17 protein-coding genes and 1 other RNA gene are annotated in these 15564 nt (G+C 67.6%); 12 read left to right on the top strand and 6 right to left on the bottom strand.

The features are described from left to right. The first annotated feature begins 78 nt into the window (after positions 1-78). Positions 79-846 carry an SDR family NAD(P)-dependent oxidoreductase gene (locus BLQ70_RS11550; protein ID WP_091857056.1) on the top strand — a complete coding sequence of 256 codons (768 nt, stop codon included), beginning with the start codon at positions 79-81 and terminating at the stop codon, positions 844-846. A 48-nt stretch (positions 847-894) separates the two neighbouring features. Here the strand turns inward: BLQ70_RS11550 and glmM are convergent, their stop codons facing one another. From glmM to ybgF, 4 genes are all read right to left on the bottom strand, one after another. Further along, entirely contained in the window at positions 895-2238 is a 1344-nt protein-coding gene (glmM, locus tag BLQ70_RS11545) for a phosphoglucosamine mutase (RefSeq protein ID WP_061969809.1), read from the bottom strand. Between the two features lie 160 nt (positions 2239-2398). Continuing rightward, positions 2399-4324 (bottom strand): ATP-dependent zinc metalloprotease FtsH, encoded by a 1926-nt coding sequence (gene ftsH, locus BLQ70_RS11540; protein WP_091857055.1) that lies wholly within the window; start codon positions 4322-4324, stop codon positions 2399-2401. A gap of 111 nt (positions 4325-4435) precedes the next feature. Beyond that, entirely contained in the window at positions 4436-5491 is a 1056-nt protein-coding gene (gene tilS / locus BLQ70_RS11535; RefSeq protein WP_091857054.1) for a tRNA lysidine(34) synthetase TilS, read from the bottom strand. After that, the gene (gene ybgF / locus BLQ70_RS11530; RefSeq protein WP_091857053.1) at positions 5488-6432 is read right to left on the bottom strand and encodes a tol-pal system protein YbgF; all 945 of its coding nucleotides are present in this window, start codon (positions 6430-6432) and stop codon (positions 5488-5490) included. The genes tilS and ybgF overlap by 4 nt, the downstream gene beginning before the upstream one ends. A gap of 165 nt (positions 6433-6597) precedes the next feature. On the opposite strand from ybgF, the gene ssrS reads away from it, so the two are divergent. The 4 genes from ssrS (at position 6598) to BLQ70_RS11510 (ending at position 9118) form a co-directional block, all read left to right on the top strand. Next, positions 6598-6754: non-coding RNA, 6S RNA (ssrS, locus tag BLQ70_RS11525), on the top strand. Between the two features lie 6 nt (positions 6755-6760). Beyond that, on the top strand, positions 6761-7348 hold the full coding sequence (locus BLQ70_RS11520; protein WP_244511986.1) for a 5-formyltetrahydrofolate cyclo-ligase: 588 nt from the start codon (positions 6761-6763) through the stop codon (positions 7346-7348). Positions 7349-7445: 97 nt separating this feature from the next. Then, positions 7446-8270, top strand: a complete 825-nt coding sequence (locus BLQ70_RS11515) for a TIGR00282 family metallophosphoesterase (RefSeq protein ID WP_091857052.1) — start codon at positions 7446-7448, stop codon at positions 8268-8270. Positions 8271-8371: 101 nt separating this feature from the next. Next, positions 8372-9118, top strand: a complete 747-nt coding sequence (locus tag BLQ70_RS11510) for a YebC/PmpR family DNA-binding transcriptional regulator (protein WP_061969818.1) — start codon at positions 8372-8374, stop codon at positions 9116-9118. A 103-nt stretch (positions 9119-9221) separates the two neighbouring features. Here BLQ70_RS11510 and BLQ70_RS11505 read toward each other — a convergent pair whose 3' ends face one another. Further along, positions 9222-10001, bottom strand: coding sequence for a sulfite exporter TauE/SafE family protein (locus BLQ70_RS11505; RefSeq protein ID WP_061969819.1), 780 nt, complete (start codon positions 9999-10001; stop codon positions 9222-9224). Between the two features lie 163 nt (positions 10002-10164). Between BLQ70_RS11505 and ruvC the strand changes: the two genes are divergently transcribed. The 5 genes from ruvC to BLQ70_RS11480 all read left to right on the top strand — a co-directional run bounded on the left by ruvC (position 10165) and on the right by BLQ70_RS11480 (position 13618). After that, positions 10165-10677, top strand: coding sequence for a crossover junction endodeoxyribonuclease RuvC (gene ruvC / locus BLQ70_RS11500; RefSeq protein ID WP_061969820.1), 513 nt, complete (start codon positions 10165-10167; stop codon positions 10675-10677). A gap of 166 nt (positions 10678-10843) precedes the next feature. Beyond that, positions 10844-11461 carry a Holliday junction branch migration protein RuvA gene (ruvA, locus tag BLQ70_RS11495; RefSeq protein ID WP_091857051.1) on the top strand — a complete coding sequence of 206 codons (618 nt, stop codon included), beginning with the start codon at positions 10844-10846 and terminating at the stop codon, positions 11459-11461. Beyond that, entirely contained in the window at positions 11458-11949 is a 492-nt protein-coding gene (locus BLQ70_RS11490; protein WP_091857050.1) for an N-acetyltransferase, read from the top strand. Before ruvA ends, BLQ70_RS11490 begins: the two co-directional genes overlap by 4 nt. 23 nt (positions 11950-11972) lie before the next feature. Continuing rightward, a complete protein-coding gene (ruvB, locus tag BLQ70_RS11485) occupies positions 11973-12998 on the top strand; it encodes a Holliday junction branch migration DNA helicase RuvB (RefSeq protein WP_091857150.1) in 1026 nt (341 codons plus the stop codon). A gap of 89 nt (positions 12999-13087) precedes the next feature. Then, positions 13088-13618, top strand: a complete 531-nt coding sequence (locus BLQ70_RS11480) for a DUF3828 domain-containing protein (RefSeq protein ID WP_091857049.1) — start codon at positions 13088-13090, stop codon at positions 13616-13618. Positions 13619-13642: 24 nt separating this feature from the next. On the opposite strand, the gene BLQ70_RS11475 is transcribed toward BLQ70_RS11480, so the two are convergent. Then, positions 13643-14155: a hypothetical protein gene (locus BLQ70_RS11475; protein WP_091857048.1), complete on the bottom strand. Its 513-nt coding sequence runs from the start codon at positions 14153-14155 to the stop codon at positions 13643-13645. 125 nt (positions 14156-14280) lie between these two features. Here BLQ70_RS11475 and ybgC point away from each other — a divergent pair, with 125 nt between their 5' ends. Together ybgC and BLQ70_RS11465 are read left to right on the top strand one after the other, a co-directional pair. Continuing rightward, the gene (ybgC, locus tag BLQ70_RS11470; protein ID WP_091857047.1) at positions 14281-14685 is read left to right on the top strand and encodes a tol-pal system-associated acyl-CoA thioesterase; all 405 of its coding nucleotides are present in this window, start codon (positions 14281-14283) and stop codon (positions 14683-14685) included. A gap of 188 nt (positions 14686-14873) precedes the next feature. After that, a complete protein-coding gene (locus tag BLQ70_RS11465) occupies positions 14874-15530 on the top strand; it encodes a TetR/AcrR family transcriptional regulator (RefSeq protein ID WP_091857046.1) in 657 nt (218 codons plus the stop codon). The last annotated feature ends 34 nt before the right edge of the window (positions 15531-15564 follow it).

The raw sequence follows: 15564 nt of genomic DNA, 5'->3' as shown, positions 1-15564 counted from the left end.
ATTGAAACCTGCTTACCCAAAGCGGCGCCCTGGGCGCAAACCGAAATCGCCGCATCCGGCATTTTGCGAGGATACGCCATGTCGCTGTCGCTGTTCAGTCTTGCGGGCAAGATCGCGCTCGTCACCGGCTCGGGCCAGGGCATCGGCCTCGCGCTGGCCGAGGGGCTCTCGGATGCCGGCGCCCATGTCGTGCTGAACGGCCGCGACAAGGCGAAGCTGGAGCGCGCGCAGCAGACACTAACCGCGGCCGGCCGCAAGGCCTCCATCGCCCCCTTCGACGTCACCGATCACAAGGCGGTCGAGGCCGGTGTCGCCATGATCGAGGCCGAGATCGGGCCGATCGATATCCTCATCAACAATGCCGGCATGCAGAAGCGCGCCCCGATCACCGAGTTCCCGGTCGAGGGCTGGCACGAGGTGATCAACACGAACCTGCATTCGGTGTTCTACGTCACCCAGGCGGTGACGAAGCGGATGGTGCCGCGCAAGCGCGGCAAGATCATCAGCATCGGCTCGGTGATGAGCGAGCTCGGCCGCGCCACCATCATCCCCTACACGGCGTCCAAGGGCGCGGTGAAGATGATGACGCGGGGCCTCGCCGCCGAGCTCGGCAAGCACAACATCCAGGCTAACGCCATCGGCCCCGGCTATTTCGCCACCGAGATCAACGCCGCGCTGATCGCCGACGAGGCCTTCTCGAGCTGGGTCTGCAGCCGCACGCCGGCCGGGCGCTGGGGCGAGACGAAGGAGCTGGCCGGCGCCGCGATCTTCCTGTCCTCGGCGGCGTCCGACTACGTCAACGGCCATCTGCTGATGGTCGATGGCGGCCTGACCTCGGTGGTGTGAGGCCTATCCGTCATTCTCGGGTCAAGCCCGAGCATGACGTGCCCTTTATCAGGCCGCAGCCTTGGTCACCGCCTCGACGACATCGTCGACAGCACGCTCGACCAGGTCGCGGTCGTCGCCCTCGGCCATGACGCGGATCACCGGCTCGGTGCCGGAGGGGCGGATCACCAGGCGGCCGCTCTCGCCGAGCAACAGCTTCGCCGCCTCGATCGCGCTGACCACCTGCTTCTCTTCCAGCGGTCGGCCCTTCTTGTAGCGGACATTCTTGAGGATCTGCGGCAACGGCTCGAAGCAGTGGCAGACTTCCGAGACTGGCTTGTCCATCCGCTTGACCACGGCGAGCAGTTGCAGCGCCGCGACGAGACCGTCGCCGGTCGTGCCGAAATCCGAGAGGATGATATGGCCCGACTGTTCGCCGCCGAGATTGAAGCCGTGGTTGCGCATGTGCTCCAGCACATAGCGATCGCCGACCGCGGTCCGGGCCAGCGACAGGCCCAGGCCCGCGAGATACCGCTCCAGTCCGAGATTGGACATGATCGTCGCGACGATGCCCGGAGCCGAGAGCCGGCCGTCCTCCAGCCAGGAGCGGGCGATCACGGCCATCAATTGGTCGCCGTCGACGATGTGCCCCTGCTCATCGACCACCAGCACCCGGTCGGCATCGCCATCGAGCGCGATGCCGACATCGGCGCGCAATTCCCTGACCTTCGCCACCAGAGTCGCGGGATGGGTCGAGCCGACATCGTGGTTGATGTTGAAGCCATCAGGCTCGTTGCCGATGACGATGACCTCGGCACCCAGCTCCCAGAGTGCTTCCGGCGCCACCTTGTAGCCGGCGCCATTGGCGCAATCGAGCACGATGCGCAGCCCCTCGAGGCTCATGTTGCGCGGCATGGTGCGCTTGGCGAACTCGACATAGCGCGCATCGGCGCTGTCGATGCGCTTGGCCCGGCCGAGCTTCGGCGAGGCGGAAAGGCGGGGCGTCAGGTCGCCATCGATCAGCGCCTCGATCTCGCGCTCGACCTCGTCGTTGAGCTTGTAGCCATCGGGGCCGAACAGCTTGATGCCGTTGTCCTCATAGGCGTTGTGCGAGGCGGAGATCATCACGCCGAGATCGGCGCGCATCGAGCGTGCCAGCATGGCGACCGCCGGCGTCGGTATCGGGCCGAGCAGCATCACGTCCATGCCGACCGAGGTGAAGCCTGCAACCATGGCGTATTCGATCATGTAGCCGGAGAGGCGGGTATCCTTGCCGATCACGACGCGGTGGCGATGTTCGCCGCGGCGGAAGGCGAGGCCCGTCGCCTGGCCGACCTTCAGAGCGAGGTCCGGCGTGATGACGCCGTTCGCCCGCCCGCGAATGCCGTCCGTTCCGAAATATTTGCGCGTCATCGTGATTCGGTTCCATGGAGCGCATCGCGCCCGTTTCCGGCGTTCTATAGCCAAAAAACCTTTCCGCCTTCTCACAAATTATGACGGAGCGTGACATCGCGCCCGGGCAAACGAAAAGGGCGGCCTCTCGGCCGCCCTTTCGTAATCCACTCGATTCGCCTCAGGCCTGCGGCTGCGGCTCCAGGCCGGCATCCGGTTCGCCGCGCTTGCGGCCCTTGCCCGCGCTCGGGACGGCCGAGCCGCGCGGAGCATGCGGCGTGTCGTCGGCATCGCGCACGGGGCGCTTGCCGGCGATCAGGTCGCGGATTTCCTCGCCGGTCAGCGTCTCGAATTCGAGCAGCGCCTCGGCCACCGCGACGAACTCCTCGTGATGATCGGTGAGGATGGTCTTGGCGTCGGCATAGCCCTCGTCGACGAGGCGCTTGACCTCGGCGTCGATCTTCTGCGCCGTCGACTCGGAGACCGACTGGCTGCGTCCCATCGACATGCCCAGGAAGACCTCTTCCTGATTGTCGCCATAGGCGACCATGCCGAGCTCGGACGAATAGCCCATCTGCGTGACCATGGCCTTGGCCATCTTGGTCGCCTGCTGGATGTCGCCGGTGGCGCCCGAGGTGACGTTCTCGCGTCCGAAGGTCATTTCCTCCGCCACGCGCCCGCCCATGGCGACCGCGAGCTGCGAGGTGAACTCCTTGAACTTCATCGAGTAGCGGTCGCCCTCCGGCAGGAACTTGACCATGCCGAGCGCACGGCCGCGGGGGATGATCGTCGCCTTGTGGACGGGGATGCCGGCCGGGACATAGAGGCCGACGATGGCGTGACCGGCCTCGTGATAGGCGGTGAGCTTCTTCTCTTCCTCAGACATCGCCATGGATTTGCGCTCGGCGCCCATCATGACCTTGTCCTTGGCGTCCTCGAACTCGCCATGCGTGACCATGCGCTTGCCGCGCCGCGCTGCCAGCAGCGCCGCCTCGTTGACGAGGTTCATCAGGTCGGCGCCCGAGAAGCCGGGCGTGCCGCGGGCCAGGATCTTGAGGTCGACATCCGGCGCCATCGGCACCTTGCGGACATGCACGCGCAGGATCTTCTCGCGGCCGGCAACGTCCGGGTTCGGCACGACGATCTGCCGGTCGAAACGGCCCGGCCGCAGCAGCGCGGGGTCGAGCACGTCCGGACGGTTCGTCGCGGCGATGATGATGACGCCCTCGTTCGGCTCGAAGCCGTCCATCTCGACGAGGAGCTGGTTCAGCGTCTGCTCGCGCTCGTCGTTGCCGCCGCCGAGGCCGGCACCGCGATGGCGGCCGACCGCGTCGATCTCGTCGATGAAGATGATGCAGGGCGAGTTCTTCTTGGCCTGCTCGAACATGTCGCGGACACGGCTCGCGCCGACGCCGACGAACATCTCGACGAAGTCGGAACCCGAGATGGTGAAGAACGGCACATTGGCTTCACCCGCGACGGCACGCGCCGTCAGGGTCTTGCCCGTACCGGGAGGGCCGACGAGCAGCACGCCGCGCGGGATGCGCCCGCCCAGCCGCTGGAACTTCTGCGGATCGCGCAGGAATTCGACGATTTCCTGCAAGTCTTCCTTGGCCTCGTCGATGCCCGCGACATCCTCGAAGGTGACGCGGCCATGGGCCTCGGTCAGGAGCTTGGCCTTGGACTTGCCGAAGCCCATCGCCCGGCCGGCGCCGTTCTGCATCTGGCGGGACATGAAGATCCACAGGCCGATGAAGATGACGAAGGGCAGCGAGTTGACCAGCAGCGCCATGAACCAGGGCGTGCCTTCCGACGGCGCCTTGGCAGAGACCTGCACGCCTTTCTGGGCCATGGTCTTCAGGAGGTTCGGATCGCCATAGGGCGCATAGGTCACGAAGCTGCGGCCATCCGAGAAGGCGCCGGAAATCTCCTGGCCGGCGACGACGACGTTCGACACGCGTCCGGCCTCGGCCTCGTTGATCAGCTGGCTGTAGGGGATTTCATTGGTGCTGGCGCGCTGGCTCGGACTCTGGAACAGGGTGACCAGCGCCAGGACCAGCAGAAAGATCACCACCCAGAGGGCGAAATTACGAAAATTCGGATTCATTCCCAGTCCGATCGGGCCTCCCGGAAGAACCGGATGAGGCCTAGAGTTTCCCGACTACCAATTTAGGTGTCGCACACGCCCTTGCCAAGGGAAAGCAATGACGTGGCGGCACTATGACGCCGAAGGGTGAACGCCGCGTCGCCGCGGCGGCTCCAGTTGCAGCGTCAGCACGCCGTCGCGACCAAGCGAGAGAACGCAGCCGGACAAGGTCCGCCGCAATGCGAGGCCGGCGCGCGCCGCATCCATCAGGGCCGCCCCGCAGGCCTCCAGCCGTTCCAGCCGGCCATGGCCGTCGCCACCCGGCGCCACCGCATCGAGCGCCAGCGCCAGGACCCGCAGCAGGATTTCCTCCGGCTCGGCGGCCAGCCTGGAAAAGCGCAGGCGCAGCCCGTTGTCCGCGCCTTCGTCCGGCAGCATCGCCTCTGCCAGCACGTCGCGGGCCCGCTGCGCGGCAGCTTCGTCCAGCCGCGCCATCCGTTCCGCCAGTCGCCCCAGGCGCTCCGCCGTCAGCCCCTGTTCCGCCAGAACCGGCATCGTCTCCCGCCAGCGCACCCGCTCGAAGCGTCGGTCGGCATTGCTGGGATCGCGCACGAAAGGCAGCCCCCGCGCATCGGCCGTCGTGACGAGCCGTGCCTTCGGGATGCCGAGCAGCGGCCGGACAAGCGCAACGCCGTTGACCGCGCTGCGCCCCCGCATCCCGGCGAGCCCCGAAGGTCCGGAGCCACGGGCGAGGCGCATCAGCATGGTCTCGGCCTGGTCGTCGAGCGTATGGGCCGTGACCAGCGTCGCGCCGCCGAGCCGCCTCGCCTCGTTTGCCAGCAGGGCATAGCGGGCGCGCCGCGCCTCTGCCTGCAGGCCGCTGGTCGGCTTCAGCCCCTCCCAGCGCAGGGTCGCATGGCCGATGCCGAGCGTCGCGCAGAATGCCGCGACAGTGGCCGCCTCTTCCGCCGATTCCGGGCGCAATCCGTGATCGACCGTCACGGCATGGAGTGGCGGCCGGCCCGGGGACTGTACCCAGGCGGCGAGAAGCGCCAGCAGCGCGATCGAATCGGGGCCGCCGGAGACGGCAACGAGGAGGGCCGTCTCACGCGACAGCCCTTCAAAAGCAGCGCCGGCCTCGGCGAGCGAGACCGGCGCGAATGCGCTTACGTCGGCAGCCGCGCTCAAGCGCAGCCGGAGCGACGGCGCTCGCGTGCGACGCCCTGGCGCACGGCGTTGGAGGCCGAGGGGTAATCGACGCCGACCTTCGCATAGGTGGCGCAGGCCTGTTCCTTGGCGCCGAGCCCGTTGAGCGACATCCCGAGCTTGAGCAGGCTGTCCGGCGCCTTGGCGGCCTTCGGCGATTCCCGGGAAATCTTCAGGAACTGCTCGGCCGCCTCGCGGTAGCGCTGGCGCTGCAGATAGCTCTCGCCGAGCCAATAGGTCGCGTCGACCGCCTGCCGGTCACGCGGGTAGCTCTGCAGGAACTGGCGGAAACCCATTTCGGCCTGCTCGTATTCCTTGCGCCGAAGCGAGGCGAAGGCGAGATCATAAGCTTCCTTGGCGCTCTGGGGGCCGCTCGCGGCAGCGACGCTCGCGCCGCGCGGCCGGTCCTGCGGCATGCCGCCTTGCGGCACCGGGCGCCCGACGCCCTGGAGGTCGAGCGGCTGCCCGGTCGCCGGGCCGCCGGCATAGTCGTCCTCGATGATGCCGGCGATCGCGCCGCCGCCGCCGAGTTGCTGCGGCGCGCCGGCCGCGCCCTGCTGCGTCGCCGGGTCGAAGGCATCGCTGCGGCGATGCCGCTGCGGCGTGGCGCCTGCGGGAGGCGCCCCCGTCGGCCCGGGCGCAGCCGAATTCGGACGGCCGCCGCCGCCCTTTTCGTTCAGGCGGAAATCGACGTCTTCCTGGAATTTGCGGAGCTGCTCGGACAAGCGCCGGTTCTCAAACTGGAGCTGCTCGATCTGGCCGGACATCTGGCGCAACTGGTTCTCGAGGCGCGTCGTGCGGACAAGCAGATCGGCGGCATCCTGTGCCGAGGCCGGCACGGCGCCGCCAGCGAGCGCGGCGGACAATGCCAACGCGGCCAGTCCCGGGCGGGAGAGATGGCGGGCTAGGAGAGAACGAAGCATCGCTGAAACCGGTTTCCGTACATGTCGCGCGCTGTCTCTATACCATCAGCTCACCACGGCCAAAATATGAACGCTTTTCACGGCCGGCCCAGCCGGAGGGCGCGCCATGCGCAAACGCATAAAGTACCACTGGCGCTTTGCCGGCGGCTTCCCTAAATAAGCGGAGCGGGGCTGCCTGGTGCGTGCGAGACAGCATTCCCCGGGCCCATACGACTCCCTAGGGAGCTGTCCCTGTCCGGATCCCTTGGAACCGGACACACGGCGCCCACCTACTCTGTAGGTGTCCCGGGATTCAAAACTCCACGGCCAAGGTGGCTCCGCAACCTTCATGACGATGACGCCCGGCACGCACGCTCCGCCCTCCCCGCGCAAGGCCGCCCTCCGCGCGGATGCGCTCGCCCGCCGCGACGCGCTCGACCTCGACAATCGGCTCGAATGGGACGTCGAGATCGCCGCGCAGGTGCTGAGCCTTCCAGTCTGGACGGGAAGTGCCGGCCCGGTTTCGGCCTATTGGCCGATGCGCTCGGAAGCCGATCCCCGCCCGATCCTCGAAGCCCTGCATGAGCGCGGATTGCCGCTCTGCCTGCCCGCCATCGTCGACAGGCGCATGATCTTCCGGCGCTGGGCGCCCTATGAGCCGATCGTGCCCGGCGGCTTCGGCACGCTCGTCCCCGCCCCCGACCAGCCGGAGCTGAGGCCCGCGATCCTGCTCGTGCCCCTCGCCGCCTTCGACCGGCGCGGCTACCGCATCGGCTACGGCAAGGGCTATTACGATCGGGCGCTCTCCGAACTCGGCCCAACCGTCAGCATCGGCATCGGCTATGGCGCGCAGGAGATCGACGCGGTGCCGGACGAGCCGCATGACCGGCGCCTCGACTGGATCGTGACAGAGCGCGAAACCCTTCGCTGCGGCTGATTCCCGCGCGCCTTCGCGCGGAAGTTCTTCTGCTGCGGTTGATTCCCTCGCGCCTTCGCGCGAGGGAGAAAGCCTTCGCAGTTTTCAGGTCGGTTTCATGCGTCTTCTCTTCCTCGGTGACATCGTCGGCCGCCCCGGCCGGATTGCGGTTCAGGAGCGGCTGCCGGCCCTGCGTGAGGCCTGGAAGCTCGACTGCGTCGTCATCAACGGCGAGAACTCGGCGGGCGGCTTCGGCATCACCGAGGCGATCTGCGACGAGATCCTCGCCGCCGGCGCCGATGTCGTGACGCTCGGCAATCATTCCTGGGACCAGCGCGAGGCCCTCGTCTTCATCACCCGGCAGGACCGGCTGATCCGCCCGGCGAATTATCCGCCCGGCACGCCCGGTCGCGGCGCCACCGTGATCGAGGCCCGCAACGGCGCCCGCGTCCTGGTCGTCAACGTCATGGGCCGGCTGTTCATGGATCCGCTCGACGACCCCTTTGCCGCGATGGAGCGTGAGCTCTCCGCCTGCCCGCTCGGCGAAATCGCCGATGCCGTGATCGTCGACGTCCATGCCGAGGCGACCAGCGAGAAGCAGGCCATGGCCTATTTCCTCGACGGCCGCGCCAGCCTCGTCGTCGGCACGCATACCCATGCGCCGACCTCGGATACCCGCATCCTGCCCGGCGGCACCGCCTATCAATCCGATGCCGGCATGTGCGGCGACTATGATTCCGTGCTCGGCATGCAGAAGGACGAGCCGGTGCGCCGCTTCCTGCAGAAGGTGCCGGGCGCAAGACTGGAGCCGGCGACGGGCGAAGGCACGCTCTCCGGCGTCGCGGTCGATATCGACGATGCCACCGGCCTGGCGAAAGCGGTCTGGGCCGTTCGCGTCGGCCCGCATCTCAGCCAGGCCGTGCCGGACGCCTGGATTTCCTGACGCTTTCCGGCGTGCGCAGCGCTTGCACGCGGGCGGAGCGGGCGCCTATAAGGCCGGCTTCCAGCGCTTTCCGCCGCAACCTCTGAAGGTAACGAGCTCCCATGGCCGGCCATTCACAGTTCAAGAACATCATGCATCGCAAGGGCAAGCAGGATGCCGTGCGCTCGAAACTGTTCTCGAAACTGGCCCGCGAAATCACCGTCGCCGCCAAGATGGGCATGCCCGACATCAACATGAACCCGCGCCTGCGCATGGCGGTGCTCGCCGCGCGCGCCGAGAACATGCCGAAGGACAACATCCAGCGCGCCATCAACAAGGCCGCCGGCGGCGAAGGCGACAACTATGACGAGGTCCGCTACGAGGGCTACGGCCCGGGCGGCACCGCCGTCATCGTCGAGGCCCTGACCGACAACCGCAACCGCACCGCTTCCGCCGTGCGCTCCTACTTCACCAAGTCGGGCGGCGCGCTGGGCGAGAGCAACTCGGTCTCCTTCATGTTCAACCGCGTCGGCGAGATCAGCTATCCGCCGGAGGCTGGCGATGCCGACACGGTGATGGAAGCCGCGATCGAGGCCGGGGCCGACGACGTGATCTCGGACGAGAACGGCCACACCATCCTCTGCGCCTTCGACGCCCTGAACGAAGTCTCCAAGGCGCTTGAGGCAGCACTCGGCGCCCCCGCCTCGGCCAAGCCGGTCTGGCGCCCGACGACGACGGCCCCGCTCGACGAGGAAAAAGCCGCCTCGATGATGCGTTTGATGGAAGCGCTCGACAACGACGACGACGTCCAGAACGTCTTCGCCAATTTCGAGATCGCCGACGACATCATGGCCAAGCTCAGCGCCTGAGCTGAAGCCAGCGTCCTCCATGCATCATGGCCGGGCTCGTCCCGGCCGTTTGCGTTTTTGAAGCCTTGATATGGTGTGAGGACGCGGATACCCGCGACGCGTCCTATCGCCCGATCACCGCGTCCCAGAGCGGCAGGCTGATCAGCGCGCTCAGGAAGATCACCAGATAGGCGCCGCGCCGGAACGTTTGCTCCGAAGCCAGCCGGAAGCCATGCGTGCCGGCCCAGAGCCCGACGCCGTAGATTGCGAAGAGCGGCACCGCCATCATCAGGGCCCCACCGGTCAGGATGCCCTTCCACCACAGGACCGTGCCGCTGATCAGCGTCGAGACGCCGAAGAAGGCCTGCATGTTGGCCCGCGTCTTGTGCCGGTCGTTGCGCTGCGCGCCGAGCCAGAACACCGCGAGCGGCATGCCGCCGATCGAGGCCATGCCGTTGAACAGCCCCGACAATGCGCCCACCCCGAGCGAGAGCGGGATCGTCGGCCGCCCGTGATAGCGCCAGCCCGAGGCCATCAGACCCACCGCACTGAGCACGAGCAGGGCGAGCACCCAGCGCATCGTCTCGCGATCCAGCCAAATCAGCAGCCAGATGCCGGCCGGCAGGGCGAGCGTCGCGGTCAGCAGCAGCGGCAGGATTTCGCGCCATTCCGCCGTCTTGGCGCTGCGCGCCGCGATCGGCAGCGCGAAGGGCAGATCGATGAACCAGATCAGGCCGAGCGCCGCGACCGGCCCGAGGATCATCGAGGCCAGCGGCATGAACACCATCGCGAAGCCGAAGCCGGTGAAGCCACGCACCAGCCCGCCGAGCAGCGTTGCAGCCAGCAGGACGGCGATGCCATCGGCCGTGAGGCCCGGCATGAAGGAAGACAGGTTGAAGGACATGGCACCGGCTGAGAAAGAAAGATGCGGCGAACCATGCCCACGGGCGGGCGGCAAGAACAACTTTCCTTTTTGATGTCATCGATCAGGGGAATTCATCCAGCCCCATCGCGCGGCCTGTCTCGGCGCGGGACAAATCCGAAACATCCGCTAGGTTGAACCCGACATGGCACCCCCGATTCGCATCCTCGGCATCGACCCCGGCCTCCGGAAGACCGGCTGGGGCATCGTCGTCTCTGAAGGCAGCAAGCTCTCCTTCGTCGCCTGCGGCTGCGTCGAGAGCGACGGCGCGCTGCCGCTCGGCCAGCGCCTGCGGCAATTGCACGAAGGCCTGAACAAGGTCCTCGCCGCGCATCGTCCGCACGAGGCCGCTGTCGAGGAAACCTTCATCAACCGCGACCCGCAATCGGCGCTGAAGCTCGGCCAGGCTCGCGGCATCGCTCTGGTCGTGCCGGCGCTCGCCGGGCTCGATGTCGCGGAATACGCCGCCAACCTCGTCAAGAAGACCGTGGTCGGCGTCGGCCATGCCGACAAGAAGCAGGTCCAGGCGATGATTCGCGTGCTCCTGCCGAAGGCCGAGACCTCATCGGCCGACGCGGCGGACGCGCTCGCGGTCGCGATCTGCCATGCCCAGCATCGCGGCATGAAGGCGCTGGTCGCGCAGATGAAGGCATCATGAGCCCCATACTGCCGATCGACATTTTTCGCGACACTCCCTCGCGTGGGTCATCCCGGACGGAGCGAAGCGAAGATCCGGGATCCATTCCGGAACCTCACCGAGACATGTTCCGGAATGGATCCCGGGTCTCCCTACGGTCGCCCGGGATGACTCGTGGAGAAAATCGATGATCGGCAAGCTCAAGGGCCTGATCGATTCCTATGGCGAGGACCACGTCATCATCGACGTGCAGGGCGTCGGCTATGTCGTGCAGTGCTCGGCGCGCACGCTGCAGCGCCTACCCCAACCCGGCGAGGCCGCCGCGCTCTCGATCGAGACCCATGTCCGCGAGGATGCGATCCGCCTCTACGGCTTCATGTCCGACAATGAGCGCGACTGGTTCCGCCTGATGCAGGTCGTGCAGGGCGTCGGCGCCAAGGTCGCGCTCGCCATCCTCTCGACGCTCGATCCGGGCGGGCTGGCCACCGCCATCGCCACCAACGACAAGGCCGCGATCGCGCGCGCCCCCGGCGTCGGCCCCAAGCTCGCGCAACGCCTCTGCGCCGAGCTCAAGGACAAGGCCCCGGCCTTCGGCCATATCGATCCGGGCGTGGCGCAGCTCGCGGGCGCGCTGGAGGACAGGAAGCTGCCGCAGCCGATCGCCGACGCGGTGTCGGCGCTCGCCAATCTCGGCTATCCTCAGGCGCAGGCGGTGGCGGCCGTGGCGGCTGCCGCCAAGGCCGCCGGCGATGGGGCCGGCACGGCCCAGCTCATCAAGCTGGGCCTGAAGGAACTGGCGAAGTGAGCGAAGCGCCCGACGAGCTTCAATTGCGCGTCGTGACCGACAAGACCGAGCTCTGCCGCATCATGCTGGCGAGCTGGGGCTCGCACAGCATGATGATCGGCCTGCATGTCTACGACGTCGCCGAGATCGATGCGCTCGGCCTGTTCGACAGCTCGGGCAAGACCGCCGCGCTGGCGAGCTGGACGGTGCGGGGCGACAGCGCCTATCTCTGCGCACTCCATTCGTTGAAGCCGGGCGAAGGCGTCGCCATCCGCATGCTGGACGCCGTGATCTTCGCGGCACGCAAGGCCGGCGCCGGAAAACTGAAAGCCATGCTCACCAATGACAACATGCCCGGCATGACTTTCTACCAGCGCCGCGGCTTCCGCCTCTCGGGGCTTTATCTGGAAGCGATCGACGCCTATCGCTCGGTCGTGCCTGGCATCATCAAGACAGGGTACAAGGACATTCCGATCCACGACGCCATCGAGCTGGAGATCGCGCTGTGAGCGACCCCAAGCGCTCCGGCCTGATGACGGCCGAACGTCGCGACGACGACAGCGAGACCTCGCTGCGGCCGCTCTCGCTGTCCGATTTCACCGGCCAGGCAGCGGCGCGCGCCAATCTCCAGGTCTTCATCAACGCGGCCAAGAGCCGTGGCGACGCGCTCGACCATGTCCTCTTCGTCGGCCCGCCCGGCCTCGGTAAGACGACGCTGGCGCAGATCGTCGCGCGCGAGCTCGGCGTCAATTTCCGCTCGACCTCCGGTCCCGTGATCGCCAAGGCCGGCGACCTCGCAGCCCAGCTCACCAATCTCGAAGAGCGCGACGTGCTCTTCATCGACGAGATCCACCGCCTCAACCCGGCCGTCGAGGAAATCCTCTATCCGGCGATGGAGGACTACCAGCTCGACCTGATCATCGGCGAAGGCCCGGCGGCGCGCTCGGTCAAGATCGACCTGCCCAAGTTCACCCTCGTCGGCGCCACCACCCGCGCCGGCCTTTTGACCACGCCCTTGCGGGACCGCTTCGGCATCCCGATCCGCCTGCAATTCTATACGGTCGAGGAGTTGCAGCGCATCGTCGCCCGCGGCGCCCGCGTGCTCGGCGTGCCGATGTCGGACGACGGCGCCAACGAGATCGCCAAGCGCTCCCGCGGCACGCCGCGCATCGCCGGGCGCCTGCTGCGCCGCGTCCGCGACTTCGCCATCGTCGACGGCGACCCGATCGTCACCCGCAAGGTCGCCGACAAGGCCCTCTCCCTGCTCGATGTCGACGCCATCGGCCTCGACCAGATGGACCGGCGCTATCTTACCACCGTCGCGATCAATTTCGGCGGCGGCCCGGTCGGAATCGAGACCATCGCCGCCTCGCTCTCCGAGCCGCGCGACGCCATCGAGGAGATCATCGAGCCCTTCCTGCTGCAGCAGGGCTTCATCCAGCGCACGCCGCGCGGACGCCTGCTCACGCCCCACGCCTTCCGCCATCTCGGCATGCCGGAACCCTCGCGCGAGACGGCACAGTTCGGGCTGTTCGGCAGCGATGAGGACGGTGAGTAAGGCCGGGCCATCGTCCCGCATATGAAGGACGCGGGCATCGCGTCCTTCGCGCTTGATCGCATCGGATCAGTCGCTTTCGGAGTTCGCGCATGCCCGCCCTTCGCTTCGCCCCGTCGGCGGCACTCGCTCTCGGCCTGCTGGCCGCCAGCAGTGCATTCGCCGCCGATAACACGCCGGACGGCCCGGTGAAGGACGCTTATGCCGCCACGGTGAAAACGCTCGCCGCCTCGGGCGAGCCGCCCTGGCGCCCGCCGCATCGCGACAAGCTGATGAGCAAGGGCCTCGCTGCCCTCTTCGCCCGCGACGACCTCTATCAGGACGAGGCCGGCGAGATCGGCCATGTCGGCGCCGATCCCTTCCTCAACGGCCAGGATGGCGAGGTGAAGAACCTCAAGGTCACGGTCACCGAGAAACCCGCGAACGGCCGGGCCCTGGTCAGCGCCGCCTTCCGCAGCTTCAAGCAGCCGGTCACGGTGCGCTTCCGCATGGTCGAGGAAGGTGGCGGCTGGCGCATCGACGACATCGTCAACCGCTTCGAAGGCAAGGACTATTCGGTCCGCGACGAGCTGTCGAAGCCCTATGACTGCGGCTCCTTCATGAACAAGCCCTGCAAGCGCTGAACGCCTGCAGGGCTGGGTATCGGCCTATGGCTGACGCGCGATCTTCGAGCGCATCATCGCCGGGCGAGCCCCTGCATCGTTCAACGCGCCGGATTTCGCCGCCTTCGGATTTTCGACCGACCGCATCCCCTTGCCGGCGGTGCGGTTGGCGGGCCGCTCAGCCACCCGCTGGCGTTGCTTGAGCGCGAGGGCCTTGCGCGCGAGGCTGCGCTGGCTCGGCACCTTTGCCTTCTCCGCCCGGCGTGTACGCTCGGCACCGACGCGCTTCAACGCTGCCGTCAGCGCGTCGGCCTTGGCCTTGGTTCCGGTATTGTCGCTGGCCGCCTTGGCGCCCTTCGGCTCGGCCTTGCCGCGCATCTCGCGCTTCTGGCGGCGGGCGCCGTCGCGCGCCTTGTCGCGCCGCTCGCGCAGCTTGGCGGCGAGATCGCGCAATTCATCGTCCGGGAGAGCCCCGATCGCACCGCGTTGGCTATGGGCGACGAGATCGCGTTCGGCCTTGTCGAGCAGCCGCGCGGTCGCCTTGCTGGATTGCGCCATGATAGGTCTCCGTTGCTGTGGTCACGCAACGGGCAACGCTTCTCCAGCGGCGCAGTTCCAGCCTTTCCGAAGCCGCATCTGTTGGTTATGGCAGCAGCAATCGCGCAATATCCGTCCGGAGCAGCATGAGCAGGGTCCACCGCCTCGACATCCGCGTTTATTACGAGGACACCGATTTTTCCGGCGTCGTCTATCACGCCTCCTATCTGCGCTTCATGGAGCGCGGCCGCACCGAGTTGATCCGCGCGCGCGGCGTCGAGCAGCGCGAGCTCTTCGACGGCGAGACGGCGCTCGGCTTCGCGGTCCGCAAGATGACGATCGATTTCCTGCGGCCCGCCGTGATGGACGACCTGCTGACGGTCGAGACCCGCTCGATCGCGGCCCGCGGCGCCACCATGGACATCGAGCAGCGCGTGCTGCGCGGCGAGGAGGTGCTGATTTCCGCGCAGGTCATGGTCGCCTGCGTCGGCGGCGGCCGGGCCCGGCGCATCCCGGATGGTTTGCGCAAACGGTTGATGCTCGACGACTGAGAAGGCCAACCACCCGGAGCCCTCATCCTGAGGAGCGCCGAAGGCGCGTCTCGAAGGATGCTTCAAGAGGCTCCCGAGCCATCTGGAACATCCTTCGAGACGCCGCTGACGCGGCTCCTCAGGATGAGGGCTTGTGTTGTTACGCCTAACAGTCGACGCAGCCCCACCCGCATGTTAGCGCTCCTTACATGAGCTGGAAGCGCGAACGCCCCGAAACACCCCGCGGCTATCACCATGGCAACCTCAAGGAGGAGCTGGTGCGGGCCGCGCTCGGGCTGATCCGGGAGAAAGGGCCGAACGGCTTCACCTTCGCCGAGGCCGCGCGCATGGCCGGCGTCAGCCCGGCCGCGCCCTATCGCCATTTCCGCGACCGGGATGAACTCCTGGCCGATGTCGCCGCCCGCGGCTTCCAGGCTTTCGAGGCGGCTTTGTCGCGCGCCTGGGACCAGGGCCGGCCCGATCCCGAAACCGCGTTCCACCGGCTCGGCCGCGCCTATCTCGCCTTCGCCCATGACGAGCCCGCCTACTACGCGGCAATGTTCGAGGCCGGCGTGCCGCTGGATGCCAGCGCCGAGCTGCGGGCCGCCGCCGACAGCGCCTTTGCCTGTCTGCGTCAGGCATCGGAGGCCCTGATCGCGCAGCTCCCGCAGGGCAAGCGCCCCCCCGCCCTGATGATGGCGCTGCATATCTGGGCGATGTCGCATGGCATCGCTGCCCTGTTCGGCCGCGCCGATGGCGGTCGCCGCCCGCTGCCGATGTCGGCGTCCGACCTGCTGGAGGCCGGCACGCTGATCTATCTCCAGGGCCTCGGCATCGGCCGCAACAGCCCTCCGAAGCCGGACTGATTGATTTTCGCGGGCCGCGTTCTTGACAAGCGGC

It is taken from the genome of Allobosea robiniae (assembly GCF_900102525.1).
Classification (GTDB): domain Bacteria; phylum Pseudomonadota; class Alphaproteobacteria; order Rhizobiales; family Beijerinckiaceae; genus Allobosea; species Allobosea robiniae.
This window is presented reverse-complemented; position numbering and strand designations above follow the sequence as displayed.

Coding starts and splice junctions, on each gene's coding strand:
- BLQ70_RS11550 (WP_091857056.1), top strand. CDS start 79: ATGTCGCTGTCGCTGTTCAGTCTTGCGGGCAAGATCGCGCTCGTCACC.
- glmM (WP_061969809.1), bottom strand. CDS start 2,238: ATGACGCGCAAATATTTCGGAACGGACGGCATTCGCGGGCGGGCGAAC.
- ftsH (WP_091857055.1), bottom strand. CDS start 4,324: ATGAATCCGAATTTTCGTAATTTCGCCCTCTGGGTGGTGATCTTTCTG.
- ybgF (WP_091857053.1), bottom strand. CDS start 6,432: ATGCTTCGTTCTCTCCTAGCCCGCCATCTCTCCCGCCCGGGACTGGCC.
- BLQ70_RS11520 (WP_244511986.1), top strand. CDS start 6,761: ATGACGATGACGCCCGGCACGCACGCTCCGCCCTCCCCGCGCAAGGCC.
- BLQ70_RS11515 (WP_091857052.1), top strand. CDS start 7,446: ATGCGTCTTCTCTTCCTCGGTGACATCGTCGGCCGCCCCGGCCGGATT.
- BLQ70_RS11510 (WP_061969818.1), top strand. CDS start 8,372: ATGGCCGGCCATTCACAGTTCAAGAACATCATGCATCGCAAGGGCAAG.
- BLQ70_RS11505 (WP_061969819.1), bottom strand. CDS start 10,001: ATGTCCTTCAACCTGTCTTCCTTCATGCCGGGCCTCACGGCCGATGGC.
- ruvC (WP_061969820.1), top strand. CDS start 10,165: ATGGCACCCCCGATTCGCATCCTCGGCATCGACCCCGGCCTCCGGAAG.
- ruvA (WP_091857051.1), top strand. CDS start 10,844: ATGATCGGCAAGCTCAAGGGCCTGATCGATTCCTATGGCGAGGACCAC.
- ruvB (WP_091857150.1), top strand. CDS start 11,973: ATGACGGCCGAACGTCGCGACGACGACAGCGAGACCTCGCTGCGGCCG.
- BLQ70_RS11480 (WP_091857049.1), top strand. CDS start 13,088: ATGCCCGCCCTTCGCTTCGCCCCGTCGGCGGCACTCGCTCTCGGCCTG.
- BLQ70_RS11475 (WP_091857048.1), bottom strand. CDS start 14,155: ATGGCGCAATCCAGCAAGGCGACCGCGCGGCTGCTCGACAAGGCCGAA.
- ybgC (WP_091857047.1), top strand. CDS start 14,281: ATGAGCAGGGTCCACCGCCTCGACATCCGCGTTTATTACGAGGACACC.
- BLQ70_RS11465 (WP_091857046.1), top strand. CDS start 14,874: ATGAGCTGGAAGCGCGAACGCCCCGAAACACCCCGCGGCTATCACCAT.